This window comes from Yersinia aleksiciae (assembly GCF_001047675.1).
GTDB classification, from domain to species: Bacteria; Pseudomonadota; Gammaproteobacteria; order Enterobacterales; family Enterobacteriaceae; genus Yersinia; species Yersinia aleksiciae.
Genome location: NZ_CP011975.1, coordinates 583,308 through 597,777, shown reverse-complemented (window position 1 = coordinate 597,777; position 14,470 = coordinate 583,308). Strand labels below are relative to the sequence as shown.

Sequence of the window (14,470 nt, the reverse complement as noted above, 5' to 3'; positions counted from 1 at the left end):
GAGCTAAACAGTTTTTTCGCTAAAGAAAGGCCCATGGCTGACCGAGTCCCTGAGAATGAGGTCAGACTGAAACAAATTTTCGTTTGATAGATAGCCCCCGTCCAGCATGGATACTAACCGGTTGATAACTTCATTTATCATGCTGCTGACGGGGTCTTTAATGCTGGATAACGACGGGCTAAGAAAAGGGGCAAGCGGAATATTATCGAACCCGATGATAGATATTGCTTCTGGCACTCGAATACCCACTTCATTTAATTTTTTCATCGCGCCAATCGCCATATCATCATTACTGGCGATGATTGCACTAAAAGGCAACTGACTGGCGAGTAATGACTCTACCGCAGCAGAACCACTCTGTGGCGTCCATTTTCCTCGTGCAATAAGTGTTTCTCGTACCGGCAATGAGTTTGCCATTAATGCAGTTTTGTAGCCGGAAAGACGCTCAATAGCGGTGGGAGAATCCAGTGAGCCAGTAATAAAGGCGATATCTCGGTGCCCCTGCTCGATAAGATATTTTGTGGCGTGATAACTGGAACCTTTATGATCGCAGAAAACAGAGTGGCTATGATTTTTTCTTAATTTTCTGTTGACCACCATAATCGGCTGCTTATGTTTATCAATAATCAGATCCATGGCATCAACAGTTAAAAATCGCGGATAGATGATAATGGCGTCGCAACGGAGATCCAGCAGAAACTGAATGGCCGCTTGTTCCTCGTCTGCGCTGTGTTTTCCGTCCACCAACACCAACTGGCGGCCACTGTTTTCTAGTTTCTTCGCCGCCTGAGAAAGAATTTCATTAAAGTAATTCCCATTGTAAAGCGTATTGGTGACCACGAAACCGATACATTGTGATTTATTGGTCGCCAGATTGCGCGCTAATAAATTTGGCCGATATCCCGCCTCTTCAATCGCTTTAAAAACCTGCTCTTTTGTCGCTTCGCTGACATAGCCTTTGCCTGACAGAACCCGTGAAACAGTGGCTTTAGATACGCCTGCTTTTTTTGCCACTTCTTGCATCGTAGACATAGGCCCTTCCTGGCTTTTAAACAATTAAGGTCATTCTACACGTTACTACTGGCAAGAAGCAGGCTGTTGCGCAGAATAAATTACAGCACTAATGCCGATCGTTATCACAAAATGAAAATTGTATTAACCAATCTATTGAATTTAACTTCGTAATTAACGATTCTCATGTGGAACCGGTTACCTATTTGTTTGAAAAGAACAAAACATGATGGTTATCGGCAGATGGGTTAATTATAACTATATGAATATAATGGCTAATTGTGCATTTATGCCGGTGAGGGCAGTCTCCCTTCGGCCGCAAATGGTTCGCTTAGCTCGGCGTGCGTCGTTACGGGGAGTTGTTACTCATGTCTAAGAATTATGCCGCAGTATCTCAACTGATAGTCGATGCCATTGGTGGCGTCGGTAACATCGGGGCTGTGACCCACTGTATGACGCGGTTACGCTTTGTACTCAAAGATGATAACGCGGTCGATCTGGCTAAGTTGAAGGCCATCAGTGGCGTGCTCGGGGTGGTGCGCAATGAAAACCAGTGCCAGGTCATCATTGGTAATAATGTCTCCTATGCCTATGCAGAAGTTCTGAAACTCCTGCCGGAAGGCGCATTACCGGCAAATAGCGCACCACAAAAAAACAGAATCACCTTAAAACGGATTGGGGCAGGGATACTTGATGCGCTGATTGGCACCATGTCGCCGCTGATACCGGCGATCATTGGTGGTTCGATGGTCAAATTGCTGGCGATGATACTGGATATGACCGGTATCTTCGGCAAAGGCTCTTCAACACTCATCATTCTGAATGTCATTGGCGACGGCGCTTTCTTCTTCTTGCCCGTGATGGTTGCTGCTTCCGCCGCAATCAAATTCAAAACCAACATGTCGCTGGCTATCGCCATTGCCGGGGTGCTGGTCCATCCCACTTTTATTGATTTGATGGCTAAAGCTGCGCAAGGTCAACAGGTTGAATTTATGGGATTATCCGTCACGGCGGTGAAGTACACTTATACCGTGATCCCCGCGTTATGCATGACCTGGCTGCTCTCTTATATTGAGCGTTGGGTCGATCGCATTACCCCTGCCGTGACCAAAAACTTCCTTAAACCGATGCTGATTGTGCTGATTTCCGCCCCGATAGCCATTATGTTTATCGGCCCATTGGGGATCTGGATCGGCAGTGGCATCTCTTCCTTGGTCTATACCGTTCATGATTATCTGGGTTGGCTCTCTGTTGCGATTATGGGGGCACTCTGGCCATTACTGGTGATGACGGGCATGCATCGCGTTTTTACCCCGACGATTATTCAAACCATCGCCGAAACTGGAAAAGAGGGCATGGTTATGCCGTCTGAAATTGGTGCTAACCTTTCACTCGGTGGCTCCTCGCTGGCGGTGGCATGGCGAACTAAAAACCCAGAACTGCGCCAGACAGCACTGGCAGCGGCGGCATCCGCAATTGTGGCCGGTATTTCTGAACCTGCACTTTACGGTGTCGCCTTACGGCTCAAACGTCCGTTGATCGCCAGCTTAATCAGTGGCTTTATTTGTGGCGCTGTCGCCGGAATTGGCGGACTGGCCAGCCACTCGATGGCATCCCCTGGGCTATTTACCAGTGTTCAGTTCTTCGATCCGACAAATCCAATGAGTATCGTCTGGGTGTTTGGCGTCATGGTGCTGGCGATAGTGATTTCGTTTGTCACCACACTCTTGTTGGGGTTTGAGGATATTCCTGTTGAGAACAGTGAAGGTGATAGCGCCCATCCTTCCGACGCAGTTGTTGCGCAGAATGCAGTGAAAATTAACTAAATAATGAGGTATTTCATGGCGGTATCAACATTTCCCGACGGTTTTTTATGGGGCGGCGCATTAGCTGCAAACCAGGCCGAAGGTGCATGCTTTGAAGGTGGTAAAGGGCTGACGACAGTTGACATGATCCCCCATGGGCCGCACCGTTTGGCGGTGAAACTGGGGCAGGAGAAGCGCTTCGCGTTGCGAGATGATGAGTTTTATCCCAGCCATCAGGCTATTGATTTTTACCATCGATACAAAGACGATATCGCATTAATGGCTGAAATGGGATTCACCGTATTCCGTACATCAATTGCGTGGAGCCGGATTTACCCAAATGGCGATGAATTAACGCCGAATGCGGAAGGTATCGCCTTCTACCGCGACCTGTTTAGCGAATGCAAAAAGCACAATATTGAGCCGTTGGTCACCTTGTGCCACTTTGATGTTCCGATGCATCTGGTCACGGAATATGGTTCGTGGCGCAATCGGAAAATGGTGGAGTTCTTCACGCGCTATGCACGCACCTGTTTCGAGGCGTTTGATGGATTGGTGAAGTACTGGCTTACTTTTAACGAGATTAATATTCTGCTGCATAGCCCGTTCTCCGGTGCTGGACTGGTATTTGAGCCAAATGAAAATCAGGAGCAGGTCAAATATCAGGCCGCTCATCACGAGCTGCTTGCCAGCGCACTGGCGACCAAAATTGCCCATGAGGTCAACCCAGATAATCAGGTGGGATGCATGCTGGCGGGTGGGAATTTCTACCCACGCACCTGTAAGCCCGAAGATGTTTGGGCGGCACTGGAAAAAGACCGCGAGAACCTGTTTTTCATTGATGTACAGGCGCGAGGCGCTTATCCGGCCTACACCAAGCGCCTCTTCAGGGAGAAGGGGATTTCAATCATCACTGACGCCGGGGACGACGATATCCTTAAGGATACGGTGGATTTCGTCTCTTTCAGTTATTACGCCTCCCGTTGTGCATCGGCGGATATGAACGACCATAACAGCAGTGCGGCCAATATCGTCAAATCCCTGAAAAACCCGTATATCGAGGCCAGCGAATGGGGCTGGGGCATTGATCCCTTAGGTTTACGCATCACCATGAACATGATGTACGACCGCTATCAGAAGCCGCTGTTTTTGGTTGAAAATGGGCTGGGTGCGAAAGATGAAATTAACCCGCAGGGTGAAATTGAGGATGATTACCGCATTAGCTATTTGCGCGAGCATATTAAAGCCATGGGCGAGGCTATCGATGATGGTATTCCGGTTATCGGCTACACCTCATGGGGTTGCATCGATTTAGTTTCCGCCTCGACTGGGGAGATGAGTAAGCGCTACGGCTTTATCTATGTTGACCGCGATGATCTGGGAAACGGCTCTTTAGCACGTCGGAAAAAGCGATCCTTTTATTGGTATAAAAAAGTCATCGCCAGTAACGGTGCTGATTTGAGTTAAAAATGCCGGGAATATCGTCGATAATGGATATTCCCGCGAGATAATGCATAAATGACCTTATTCTGTTTTACTGCTCGCCATCCTCATGACGGTCGCGAGGTGAGCCTTTTTTCAGTAGGGTCATAAACTCCATAAATGCTGTGCGCATTGGGGCAAACAGCGGGTGCTTGCGGTTCTCCATCATGGTTTCTGAAAACAGTTTCAGTCCCACCGCAAATGCCGCTGTTTTATCTTTGCCGAAGTCCAGATCTTCACGCGCCTGCAATCGGTCGATGATGCCGAGGATCTCATCATGATTCTCGACTTCAAAGGTGACCGGTGCTTTATCCATTGGCTCACCTTTACGATCGGTGAGCGGTTCAACAGTAATGCGATAACGATAGCCGGGCATCAGTTTTTCTCCTGTACATTCACATCAGTCGCCACTGACGCGGGAGTTAACTCTTTTTCGATAGCTTCTACTGCGGTAATTAAAGCGGCATTTATGCGGACAACCTGCTCTGGCGTGACATCTGACCGCACCATGTTACTGCGCAAAATATGACGTAAACGGTGCATGGCATCGGAAATCCCTTCTGCCAGATTCCCCTCAGGGCGACGATTGACCTGTGCCAGTCGAGAGAAAATCACATCGACCATCTCTTGATTTTGCTGCAATTCAACCTTGCCAGCTTCAGTGATCTGGTAGCTTTTGCGGCCATTACCGGTTGCCACTGGCGTGACAAAATCTTGCTCTTCCAGCAGGGTGAGTGTCGGGTAGATCACCCCTGGACTTGGTACATAAAGCCCTGATGACGCCTCTTCGATAGCCTTAATCAGCTCATAGCCATGGCTGGGTTTTTTATCAACCAGCGCCAGCAAAACAACACGTAAATCACCGTGTTCAAACAAGCGATGCATTTTATCACCACGCCCGCGTCTGCCGCCTCTCATTGCTTCCGTTCTGTCACCCATCATAGGGTGGCGGCCACCGCGATGCATTCTCTCGCCGCAACGGTGCTGCCCTTCGTGATGCTCTTCGCCATGACGATGACCTCGTTTTGAAAATCCAAACATAATGACTCTCCTTTAGATATATCGAAACAATTTCGATATATCTAAACTATATCGATATATCGTAGTTGGCAAGAGGGTAACGCAAAAAAGATATATCTAAATTAGTGCGGCGACAGAATGTGTTGCCGAGAAACGGATTAGGTGAGGAGGAAACTTGCATCTTTCAGCAGTAGTGGTGCACTTAGGGCGTAAGATCGCGAATATATTAATTAGGGTGGAGAAAGCAGGTGAGGGTAGAGAGTGACGAACGGCCCCCCGAAGTCAGCACATAGCAAAAAGCGTGGATAGTTAGCGCCTTTTATGGGGGGCAAATGAGCGGTTAAGTCATTAGTTTTTCTTAACAAACTCAGATTTCAGCTTCATTTGACCAAATCCATCAATTTTACAATCGATATTGTGGTCACCTTCAACCAGACGGATGCCTTTCACTTTGGTGCCGATTTTCAAGGTTGAAGAGCTGCCTTTGACTTTCAGATCCTTAATAACAGTGACCGAGTCGCCGTCAATCAGCAGGTTACCATTGGCATCACGTACCACCAACCCTTCTTCGTCTGCTGCTGAAGCACCGTTCTCTGACCACTCATGACCACACTCTGGGCAATTCAGTTGTTCCCCTTCCTGCCATGTAAATTCAGAACTGCATTTTGGACAGTTTGGTAAACTCATCTTGCTAACCCCTTGAAATTAAATTTAATAAATATAAAAAATTGATAAATAATCGATTACTGTCTCGCTAATCGCCTATTTTACACTTTTTATCAGGTTATTGAATAGTCAGACGGGGGAAAGGAGCGTATAGGGTGTAGCAGGAACGCCTGATCGGCGCGCCTTGCCCATTGCAGGTGATGACACCGAGTCTAAACAAAGAGTGAGTACGCTACTTGACCAGTTTGGCTTCGATACTTTTGATGCTGGTTCATTAGCTCAAGGGGGATTATTCGAACGCGGAACAGTCCCGTACTGTATTCGATATACTTTACCGGCATGGAAATTGGCATTGGGGCATTGATGGAGAGTGGGTTTTAATATCAAGTAAAAGGGGCATTCGGTGGTGTGAAAACGGTGTCCCGGCTGATTTCACTTAATAGTTTATGGAGCACCATTTGAAAAGGTTCTTCATTGTAGTGTTATATGGATCCTCCTAATAACACTATCAATTTGCATCTCATACTGTTTTCTGTGGCCCGATTATCAGGTTCGATTTCCACGCGAGATAATCAGAATATTTCTAACCAGATAGTCGTCCAAACTTAATCTGTTTCAATAAGTCTCCATGATTGATCAGCCCATAAAACCATTTAGCGACTTACTCAGTATTAGCCGGAACCAGCCTCCGCTCTGCAATTGTATAGGCCTTCTCTTGTTTCTAGCTGCCTGGCTGATAATGGTATTGCGGGGGTATCCTATGTAGAGGCCTTTTCAATACCCCTGATACTACCCCCACTTTATACTTTATTCACGGTTATTTGTGGTTACGTGCGGTTACGTCGATTGTCTGGAGAGGTTGCTGTGAAAGGGTTTTTGGTGTGTCGTGGTGTTGCGAGGTAATGCTGTAGTGGTGTCCCCGACTGGAATCGAACCAGTAACTAGCCCTTAGGAGGGGCTTGTTATATCCGTTTAACTACGGGGACCCGGTCATCGGCAGGGTGGTTGCCGGTGAAATATGCTGCTGGAGCATTATACGCATTTTGACCCAGATAATAAGCAGTTAGCGGTCTGTTTGGTCACTCTGTCACCAATTTAGGGTGAATAAGTGCTGTCGACAATCCAAACTCACAGTTTACCGCATGCTACCTGCGGGATAGCGAGGAGATAAATTGTGTGAAAGAAAAAAGTAACCAAATTTTAACGCTGTCGATTTTTTCTACAGAAATTTGATCTTATGCCGAATAATACCTCTATAAGGGTAGGGATAGCGTTAGACCCATGCTACGTAAGGTTTAAGCCTTATGTTATCATTCGGTTTTCCTGAACTAACAATCCTACGGTGGAAGAGAATCCTTCATGCTGGAAGCCAAAGATCTGACCTGCATTCGAGATGAGCGACACTTATTCCAAGGGTTAAGTTTTTGTGTTGCTGCGGGCGAAATTGTGCAGGTTGAGGGGCAAAACGGCGCGGGTAAAACCAGCTTGCTACGTATTTTGGCCGGACTTGCCGATGCCGATGAGGGGCAGGTGAACTGGCTGGGTGAGAATATCCGCCGTGATCGCGCCCGCTATCATCAGGATTTACTGTTTTTAGGCCATCAGCCGGGTATTAAGTCAGTACTGACGCCTTTTGAAAATCTGGCGTTTTATCAGTCAGTGTTTCAAAAGGTGGATAGCGCCGCAATCTGGCAAGCACTGGCTCAGGTCGGGCTGGTGGGATACGAAGATTTACCGGTTTCTCAGTTATCGGCTGGGCAGCAACGGCGGGTGGCGCTGGCCCGCTTGTGGTTGAGTCAGTCGCCGTTGTGGATTTTGGATGAGCCGCTGACTGCTATCGATAAGCAGGGCGTCGGCACACTGTTGGCGCTGTTTGTCGAACATGCTGCCAACGGCGGAGTGGTGCTACTGACCACACATCAGGACTTGGATGCTGTCGGTCAGCACGTGCGAAAAATTCGTCTCACCAACACGCAGGAGCATTAATGTTTATCAGCGTGTTACGCCGTGAATTAAAAATAGCCTTCAGAAAAGGCGGCGAAATCGTTAACCCGCTCTGGTTTTTTTTGATTGTCATCACCTTGTTTCCATTGGGTATTGGCCCTGAGCCGCAATTGTTAGCGCGCATTGCACCGGGCATCGTCTGGGTTGCTGCACTCTTGGCGTCACTGTTATCGCTGGAGCGGTTATTCCGTGATGATTTTCTCGATGGGTCGCTCGAGCAGTTGCTGCTATTGCCCACGCCGCTGGCGCTCACGGTGTTAGGCAAAGTGTGTGCTCACTGGGTGGTTACCGGACTGCCACTGCTTGTTTTATCGCCACTGGTGGCGTTGCTGCTCTCTCTCGACATGAATACCGCGATAGCGATGGCCCTAACGCTGTTATTGGGGACGCCGACCTTAAGTTTTATTGGCGCTATTGGTGTGGCGCTCACCGTTGGTTTGCGCAAGGGCGGTGTTTTGCTGAGCTTATTGGTACTGCCTCTGTATATCCCGGTGTTGATATTTGCCACTGCGGCCATTGATGCGGCCTCGATGGCGCTGCCAATTGACGGTTATCTGGCCATTCTGGGGGCGATGTTAGCAGGGAGTGCGACACTTGCACCTTTTGCTACCGCAGCGGCGTTGAGAGTGAGTGTGCACTAGCAGTTTATCCTTGGTGGTAAACGGCAGTTAAATGAGTACCGATTTTCAGAAGCTTAAACGCGGTAGCCAACGCCAGTCAGAGCAGATTGTGCGCCGTATCCTGCACCGGTATTGCCAATGTGGTGATACCTGTCCAATTTCAACGTGAGCAATGAAAAATGTGGAAATGGTTTCATCAATTGGCTAAACCCGAACGGCTCTATCAGCTGTGCGGCCGATTTATTCCCTGGCTGGGCATAGTCGCGGCTATCTGTCTGCTGGTGGGCTGGGTGTGGGGATTTGGTTTTGCTCCCTCGGATTACCAGCAAGGTGATAGCTTCCGTATCATCTATTTGCATGTTCCGGCGGCCATCTGGTCGATGGGCATCTATATGTCGATGGCGATAGCAGCGTTCGTCGGATTGGTCTGGCAAATGAAAATGTCCGACAAGGTGCTGGCCGCCATGGCACCGGTGGGGGCGGTATTTACCTTCATTGCCTTAGTTACCGGTTCCACTTGGGGCAAACCTATGTGGGGCACCTGGTGGATCTGGGATGCACGCCTGACTTCTGAGCTGGTGCTATTGTTCCTCTATCTGGGGGTGATCGCCCTGTATAACGCTTTCGAAGACCGCAAGCTGGCGGGGCGTGCGGCGGGTATTTTAGTCTTGGTTGGCGTGGTCAATATCCCGATCATTCATTTCTCGGTTATTTGGTGGAATACCCTGCACCAAGGTTCAACCAACATGCAGCAGAGCATCGATCCGAGTATGCGCTCACCGTTGCGCTGGGCGATTTTTGGCTACCTATTCTGTTTTATCACCCTGACATTAATGCGTCTGCGCAATCTGATTTTGCAGCAAGAGCGGCATCGCCCTTGGGTTAGCGCCTTATTGCGTAAGGAGCCACGAGTATGAAACCGGCCTTTGACTCTTGGGCGGCATTTTTTGCCATGGGCGGCTACGCCTTTTATGTCTGGCTGGCGGTGGCGGCCACATTACTCTCACTGCTGGGTTTGTGGCTACATACGTTGTGGCAGCACAAACAGTTATTAGCGGATATTGAGCGGCGTCAGGCCAGAGAACAGCGTATTCGTCAGCACTCAGCCCATTCACAGGAGAAACAACAGTGAATCCACGGAGAAAAAGTCGGCTCTATCTGGCGCTGGTGGTGCTGATCGGGATCGGTTTGACCACCACACTGGTGCTGTATGCCTTGCGCTCAAATATTGATTTGTTTTATACGCCGGGCGAAATTTTGCAGGGCAAAGGTGAGCGCCATGAGAAGCCGGAAATCGGCCAGCGTTTGCGCATTGGCGGCATGGTGATGCCGGGGTCGGTCAAACGAGATAATAAGACGCTGGAGATGAGTTTTAAGGTTTATGATGCGCGCGGCGCGGTCACTGTGACCTATACCGGCATACTGCCAGATCTGTTCCGTGAGGGGCAGGGGGTGGTGGCGCAAGGGGTATTTGCGAAAGGCAATACCATCAATGCCAAAGAAGTGCTGGCAAAACATGATGAAAAATACACCCCACCCGAAGTTAAAGAAGCGATGAAAGAGAACCATACACGGCCAGCCGAGGCTTACAGTAGCGCCAACAGTGGGGGCAATGCCTCATGATGCCTGAAATTGGCAGTTTTTTGTTATGTCTGGCACTGGCGATCTCGCTGCTACTGAGCCTCTACCCGCAGTGGGGGGCCGCGCGGCAGGATGCCCGCATGATGGCCACCGGCAGGCCGCTGACTTACGGCATGTTCGCCACTATTGCGCTTTCATTTATATGTCTTATCTACGCATTTGTGGTGAATGATTTCACCGTCTCCTATGTGGCGGCTAACTCGAATTCACATCTGCCGATCTACTACCGGATCGCGGCCAGCTGGGGTGCACACGAGGGATCACTGCTGCTGTGGGTGTTACTGCTCAGTTGCTGGTCACTGGCGGTGGCGCTGTTTAGCCGCTCAATGCCGGATGATGCGGTAGCCAGAGTGTTGTCGGTGCTGGGGATGATTACTGGCGGCTTCTTGCTGTTCATTATCATGACCTCAAACCCGTTTACCCGCACCTTGCCGAACTTCCCCATTGATGGCAACGACCTGAACCCGCTGTTGCAGGATATCGGGCTGATATTCCACCCGCCGCTGCTCTATATGGGTTACGTCGGTTTCTCGGTGGCCTTTGCTTTCGCCATTGCTTCCTTAATGGCCGGGCGACTCGACAGTGCCTGGGCGCGTTGGTCACGACCCTGGACGCAAGCCGCATGGGTGTTCCTGACCATGGGGATCGTGCTCGGTTCGGCATGGGCCTACTATGAGCTCGGCTGGGGCGGTTGGTGGTTCTGGGACCCGGTAGAAAATGCCTCCTTTATGCCTTGGTTAGCCGGTACGGCGCTGATTCACTCGCTGGCGGTGACTGAAAAACGCGGCACATTCAAAGCCTGGACAGTGCTGCTCGCCATCACCGCATTCTCATTGTGCCTGATGGGGACATTCTTGGTGCGTTCTGGTGTGCTGGTCTCGGTGCACTCGTTTGCCTCTGATCCGGCGCGCGGCATGTTTATTTTGGCCTATCTGGTGATTGTCATCGGCGGCTCCTTGCTGCTGTACGCGGTCAAAGGCGCACAAGTGCGCAGCCGGACGCAACATGAAGTGTTCTCGCGCGAGACCTTCCTGCTGGGGAATAACGTGCTGCTGATTGCCGCCATGCTGGTGGTGTTACTGGGTACCTTGCTGCCACTGGTCCACAAACAGCTGGGGCTGGGCAGCATCTCTATCGGCGAACCCTTCTTTAATACCATGTTTACTTGGTTGATGGCGCCGATGGCGCTGCTGATGGGGATCGGGCCGCTGGTACGCTGGCGTCGTGATGAACCGAGTAAGCTGTGGCGACGTTTGGGGGTGGCACTGGTGGTCACTTTGCTGCTGTCGATTCTGGTGCCGTGGCTGCTGCAAGACACCATTGCCGGTATGACGGTGGTCGGCTTGATGATGTCTATCTGGGTGATTATCCTGACATTAATGGAGCTACACGAGCGCGCCACGCATCGCCACAGTTTCTGGCGCGGGCTGAGCCACCTCTCCCGCAGCCACTGGGGCATGGTGCTGGGCCATCTGGGTGTGGCCGTCACCGTGATCGGTATTGCGTTTAGCCAAAATTATAGTGTTGAGCGCGATGTGCGCATGAAGGCCGGTGATAGCATTGATATCCACGATTATCACTTTGTTTTCCGCGACGTTCATGACGTTAAAGGGCCAAACTACACTGGCGGCGTAGGGATCATTGATGTCACCCGTCATGGCAAGCCGGAAGCGACCCTACATGCGGAAAAACGCTATTACAGCGTAGCCCGTTCGATGATGACCGAAGCGGCCATTGATGGCGGCCTAACCCGAGATCTTTATGCCGCATTGGGCGAAGAGCTGGATGACGGTTCATGGGCGGTGCGCTTGTATTACAAACCCTTCGTTCGCTGGATCTGGTACGGTGGGGTGTTTATGGCGATCGGCGGTATCTGCTGTATGCTCGATCCGCGCTACCGGATGAGCAAAAAGTTAAAACGCGGCGCTGCGTCGGAGGGGGAATAATGAAATCTCCTGCTTCATTCAATAAGCTGATGTTCATTCCGCTGGTGCTGTTTTTGCTGCTGGTGGTGGCCTTTTTAGTGCAACTGACCCGCAATGCCAATGGCGACGATCCAACTATGCTGGAGTCGGCGCTGATTGGTAAGCCGGTGCCGACCTTCAAGCTGGAGTCCCTCGACCAACCGGGCAAAACCTTTGATCAGGCGGTGCTACATGATGGTAAACCCATGCTGCTCAATGTCTGGGCGACCTGGTGCCCCACCTGTCGGGCTGAGCATCAATATCTGAATAAACTGGCGGCGCAGGGTATTCGCGTGGTGGGACTGAACTATAAAGACGATCGCGCCAAAGCTGTGCAGTGGCTCAATTCGCTGGGCAATCCTTATGCGCTGAGTTTGTACGATGGTGATGGCATGTTAGGGCTGGATCTCGGGGTGTACGGCGCACCGGAAACTTTCTTGATCGACGGTCAGGGCATTATCCGCTATCGCCATGCCGGGGATCTGAATGATCGCGTCTGGTTACAGGAAATCTTGCCGCTGTATAAGAAGTATCAGGGGGGCGCATGAGATTATTGAGCCTGATGCTCGGTCTGTTGCTGAGCTGGAGTGTGTTTGCGGCCATCGATACTTACACTTTCAAATCGGAGGCGCAGGAGCAGCAGTATCGCGAATTGACTGAGCAGCTGCGCTGCCCGAAATGCCAAAATAACAGTATTGCTGACTCCAATGCCATCATCGCCGCTGATATGCGCGCTAAAGTGTACGAACTCCAGCAGCAGGGGAATACCAAACAGCAAATCATTGATTATATGGTGGCCCGCTATGGCAATTTTGTGACCTACGAGCCTCCCGTTACTGCAGCGACGATGATTTTGTGGGTCGGGCCTGCCCTGTTTGTGCTGATAGGTGCGGCAGTGGTGATTTTACGCGCCCGCAGACGGGTAGAGAAGGAAACCTCGCTCTCCGCGCAGGAACAGCAACGATTACACAATCTGTTGGCTGAACCACCGACCTCATCAAAACAGACTGACAGGGAACAACCATAATGGCTTTTTGGCTGATAGTGATTATTTTACTGGCGGTCGCGGGTGCCTTGTTGGTCATTCCGGCCATGCGACAAGAGACAAACTCTTCGGCGACCACCCGGGATGCGCTGAATAAGGCCATTTATCAGGATCGGTTATCTGAATTGGCAGAAGATGAAGCACAGGGCGTGGTTGAACAGCGGCCTGAACTGATTCAGGAACTGCAACAAAACTTGCTGACGGATATCCCGCAGCAATCGGATGAAGTGACAATGCCCATCAACCGCTGGGCGCTTTTACCGGGCGTGGTCATTTTGGTGGTGATCGCGGTAGGGCTATACCTGAAAACGGGTGGTTTGGCCCAGGTGCAGGCATGGCATCAGGTTGAGGCGCAAATGCCTGAATTACGCGCCAGAGTGGCCAATGAGCGCGCTGAACCGCTGACCATGGAAGAGGTCGCCCGTTTGGGTCTGGGATTGCGAACCTCCTTGCAGCAGGATGCCGGCAACGTCAACGACTGGATGATGCTTGGCAGAGTGGGGATGGCGCTGAATAATGCCACCACGGCGACACAAGCTTTTGCTAAAGCTTATCAACTCGCGCCCGATAATGAGGATGTCAGACTTGGCTATGCCGAAGTGCTGACACGTTCCAATGATCCGCAGGATAATCAGTTGGCAACCCAGATGCTACGGACCATGGTGGGGCAAGATCACACCAATCTGCGCGCCATGAGTCTATTAGCTTTTAATGCTTTTGAGCAGGGTGATTTCAAACAAGCCATTGGCGCGTGGGAAGTTATGCTAAAATTGCTGCCCGCTGGTGATTCGCGTGTAGAAGTGATAAAACGCAGTATTGCGCAAGCCAAATCACAGGCAGGGCAGGAAACAGCTACACTGGGAATAGAGGTTTCACTATCATCTGATGCCGCCCGAAAATTACCTCAGCAGGGAACACTGATTATATCGGTCACTGATGGGGGAAATCCGGTACCGGTTGCCGTCAAACAACTGCCTTTGAGCCGATTCCCGCTCTCGATAACGCTGGATGACAGTAATGCAATGATGCCGGAGCGTTTGCTTTCGTCATTGCAGCAGGTGAAAGTGCGCGCACGTATCTCATTGGATGGCACCGCTAATCCACAGCCGGGCGACTGGTTTGGTGAGAGTAGCGTGCAGAATTTTGATGGAAAAGGGCAGCCTCAGACGATTCACGTTGAGATAAATAAGCAGACCCCATAAGTGTGAGGGG

The 14,470-nt window shown here is 50.6% G+C and carries 15 protein-coding genes and 1 tRNA gene; 11 read left to right on the top strand and 5 right to left on the bottom strand.

Annotation, left to right across the window (positions count from 1 at the left end; all coding sequences use genetic code 11):
• Positions 1-3: 3 nt before the first annotated feature.
• The gene (locus tag ACZ76_RS02890) at positions 4-1,032 is read right to left on the bottom strand and encodes a LacI family DNA-binding transcriptional regulator (RefSeq protein ID WP_048616653.1); all 1,029 of its coding nucleotides are present in this window, start codon (positions 1,030-1,032) and stop codon (positions 4-6) included.
• A gap of 347 nt (positions 1,033-1,379) precedes the next feature.
• Between ACZ76_RS02890 and ascF the strand changes: the two genes are divergently transcribed.
• Both ascF and ACZ76_RS02880 read left to right on the top strand, forming a co-directional pair.
• Positions 1,380-2,837, top strand: coding sequence for a PTS cellobiose/arbutin/salicin transporter subunit IIBC (gene ascF / locus ACZ76_RS02885; RefSeq protein WP_048616651.1), 1,458 nt, complete (start codon positions 1,380-1,382; stop codon positions 2,835-2,837).
• Positions 2,838-2,852: 15 nt separating this feature from the next.
• Entirely contained in the window at positions 2,853-4,283 is a 1,431-nt protein-coding gene (locus tag ACZ76_RS02880; RefSeq protein WP_048616649.1) for a 6-phospho-beta-glucosidase, read from the top strand.
• A 67-nt stretch (positions 4,284-4,350) separates the two neighbouring features.
• Here ACZ76_RS02880 and ACZ76_RS02875 read toward each other — a convergent pair whose 3' ends face one another.
• The 4 genes from ACZ76_RS02875 to ACZ76_RS02860 form a co-directional block, all read right to left on the bottom strand.
• A complete protein-coding gene (locus ACZ76_RS02875; protein ID WP_048616647.1) occupies positions 4,351-4,674 on the bottom strand; it encodes a DUF3861 domain-containing protein in 324 nt (107 codons plus the stop codon).
• Positions 4,674-5,339: a PadR family transcriptional regulator gene (locus ACZ76_RS02870; RefSeq protein ID WP_048616645.1), complete on the bottom strand. Its 666-nt coding sequence runs from the start codon at positions 5,337-5,339 to the stop codon at positions 4,674-4,676. Before ACZ76_RS02870 ends, ACZ76_RS02875 begins: the two co-directional genes overlap by 1 nt.
• Before the next feature lie 327 nt (positions 5,340-5,666).
• Positions 5,667-6,005: a zinc ribbon domain-containing protein YjdM gene (locus tag ACZ76_RS02865; protein ID WP_048616643.1), complete on the bottom strand. Its 339-nt coding sequence runs from the start codon at positions 6,003-6,005 to the stop codon at positions 5,667-5,669.
• A gap of 890 nt (positions 6,006-6,895) precedes the next feature.
• Positions 6,896-6,970 (bottom strand) — tRNA-Arg (locus ACZ76_RS02860).
• Between the two features lie 373 nt (positions 6,971-7,343).
• On the opposite strand from ACZ76_RS02860, the gene ccmA reads away from it, so the two are divergent.
• The 9 genes from ccmA to ccmI all read left to right on the top strand — a co-directional run bounded on the left by ccmA (position 7,344) and on the right by ccmI (position 14,460).
• Positions 7,344-7,970 (top strand): cytochrome c biogenesis heme-transporting ATPase CcmA, encoded by a 627-nt coding sequence (gene ccmA, locus ACZ76_RS02855; protein ID WP_048616641.1) that lies wholly within the window; start codon positions 7,344-7,346, stop codon positions 7,968-7,970.
• Entirely contained in the window at positions 7,970-8,629 is a 660-nt protein-coding gene (ccmB, locus tag ACZ76_RS02850) for a heme exporter protein CcmB (RefSeq protein ID WP_048616639.1), read from the top strand. The genes ccmA and ccmB overlap by 1 nt, the downstream gene beginning before the upstream one ends.
• Before the next feature lie 158 nt (positions 8,630-8,787).
• On the top strand, positions 8,788-9,525 hold the full coding sequence (locus tag ACZ76_RS02845) for a heme ABC transporter permease (RefSeq protein WP_048616637.1): 738 nt from the start codon (positions 8,788-8,790) through the stop codon (positions 9,523-9,525).
• The gene (ccmD, locus tag ACZ76_RS02840) at positions 9,522-9,740 is read left to right on the top strand and encodes a heme exporter protein CcmD (protein WP_048616635.1); all 219 of its coding nucleotides are present in this window, start codon (positions 9,522-9,524) and stop codon (positions 9,738-9,740) included. Before ACZ76_RS02845 ends, ccmD begins: the two co-directional genes overlap by 4 nt.
• Complete coding sequence (gene ccmE, locus ACZ76_RS02835) at positions 9,737-10,231, top strand: cytochrome c maturation protein CcmE (RefSeq protein WP_048616632.1); 495 nt, start codon at positions 9,737-9,739, stop codon at positions 10,229-10,231. The genes ccmD and ccmE overlap by 4 nt, the downstream gene beginning before the upstream one ends.
• Complete coding sequence (locus ACZ76_RS02830; protein ID WP_048616630.1) at positions 10,228-12,195, top strand: heme lyase CcmF/NrfE family subunit; 1,968 nt, start codon at positions 10,228-10,230, stop codon at positions 12,193-12,195. Before ccmE ends, ACZ76_RS02830 begins: the two co-directional genes overlap by 4 nt.
• Complete coding sequence (locus tag ACZ76_RS02825) at positions 12,195-12,761, top strand: DsbE family thiol:disulfide interchange protein (RefSeq protein ID WP_048616628.1); 567 nt, start codon at positions 12,195-12,197, stop codon at positions 12,759-12,761. Before ACZ76_RS02830 ends, ACZ76_RS02825 begins: the two co-directional genes overlap by 1 nt.
• Positions 12,758-13,240 carry a cytochrome c-type biogenesis protein gene (locus ACZ76_RS02820; protein WP_048616626.1) on the top strand — a complete coding sequence of 161 codons (483 nt, stop codon included), beginning with the start codon at positions 12,758-12,760 and terminating at the stop codon, positions 13,238-13,240. Before ACZ76_RS02825 ends, ACZ76_RS02820 begins: the two co-directional genes overlap by 4 nt.
• Positions 13,240-14,460, top strand: coding sequence for a c-type cytochrome biogenesis protein CcmI (ccmI, locus tag ACZ76_RS02815; protein WP_048616625.1), 1,221 nt, complete (start codon positions 13,240-13,242; stop codon positions 14,458-14,460). Before ACZ76_RS02820 ends, ccmI begins: the two co-directional genes overlap by 1 nt.
• Positions 14,461-14,470 lie beyond the last annotated feature (10 nt).

Excerpts from the sequence above, each read along its gene's own strand:
- ACZ76_RS02890 (WP_048616653.1), bottom strand. The coding sequence starts at position 1,032 with ATGTCTACGATGCAAGAAGTGGCAAAAAAAGCAGGCGTATCTAAAGCC.
- ascF (WP_048616651.1), top strand. The coding sequence starts at position 1,380 with ATGTCTAAGAATTATGCCGCAGTATCTCAACTGATAGTCGATGCCATT.
- ACZ76_RS02880 (WP_048616649.1), top strand. The coding sequence starts at position 2,853 with ATGGCGGTATCAACATTTCCCGACGGTTTTTTATGGGGCGGCGCATTA.
- ACZ76_RS02875 (WP_048616647.1), bottom strand. The coding sequence starts at position 4,674 with ATGCCCGGCTATCGTTATCGCATTACTGTTGAACCGCTCACCGATCGT.
- ACZ76_RS02870 (WP_048616645.1), bottom strand. The coding sequence starts at position 5,339 with ATGTTTGGATTTTCAAAACGAGGTCATCGTCATGGCGAAGAGCATCAC.
- ACZ76_RS02865 (WP_048616643.1), bottom strand. The coding sequence starts at position 6,005 with ATGAGTTTACCAAACTGTCCAAAATGCAGTTCTGAATTTACATGGCAG.
- ccmA (WP_048616641.1), top strand. The coding sequence starts at position 7,344 with ATGCTGGAAGCCAAAGATCTGACCTGCATTCGAGATGAGCGACACTTA.
- ccmB (WP_048616639.1), top strand. The coding sequence starts at position 7,970 with ATGTTTATCAGCGTGTTACGCCGTGAATTAAAAATAGCCTTCAGAAAA.
- ACZ76_RS02845 (WP_048616637.1), top strand. The coding sequence starts at position 8,788 with ATGTGGAAATGGTTTCATCAATTGGCTAAACCCGAACGGCTCTATCAG.
- ccmD (WP_048616635.1), top strand. The coding sequence starts at position 9,522 with ATGAAACCGGCCTTTGACTCTTGGGCGGCATTTTTTGCCATGGGCGGC.
- ACZ76_RS02830 (WP_048616630.1), top strand. The coding sequence starts at position 10,228 with ATGATGCCTGAAATTGGCAGTTTTTTGTTATGTCTGGCACTGGCGATC.
- ACZ76_RS02825 (WP_048616628.1), top strand. The coding sequence starts at position 12,195 with ATGAAATCTCCTGCTTCATTCAATAAGCTGATGTTCATTCCGCTGGTG.
- ACZ76_RS02820 (WP_048616626.1), top strand. The coding sequence starts at position 12,758 with ATGAGATTATTGAGCCTGATGCTCGGTCTGTTGCTGAGCTGGAGTGTG.
- ccmI (WP_048616625.1), top strand. The coding sequence starts at position 13,240 with ATGGCTTTTTGGCTGATAGTGATTATTTTACTGGCGGTCGCGGGTGCC.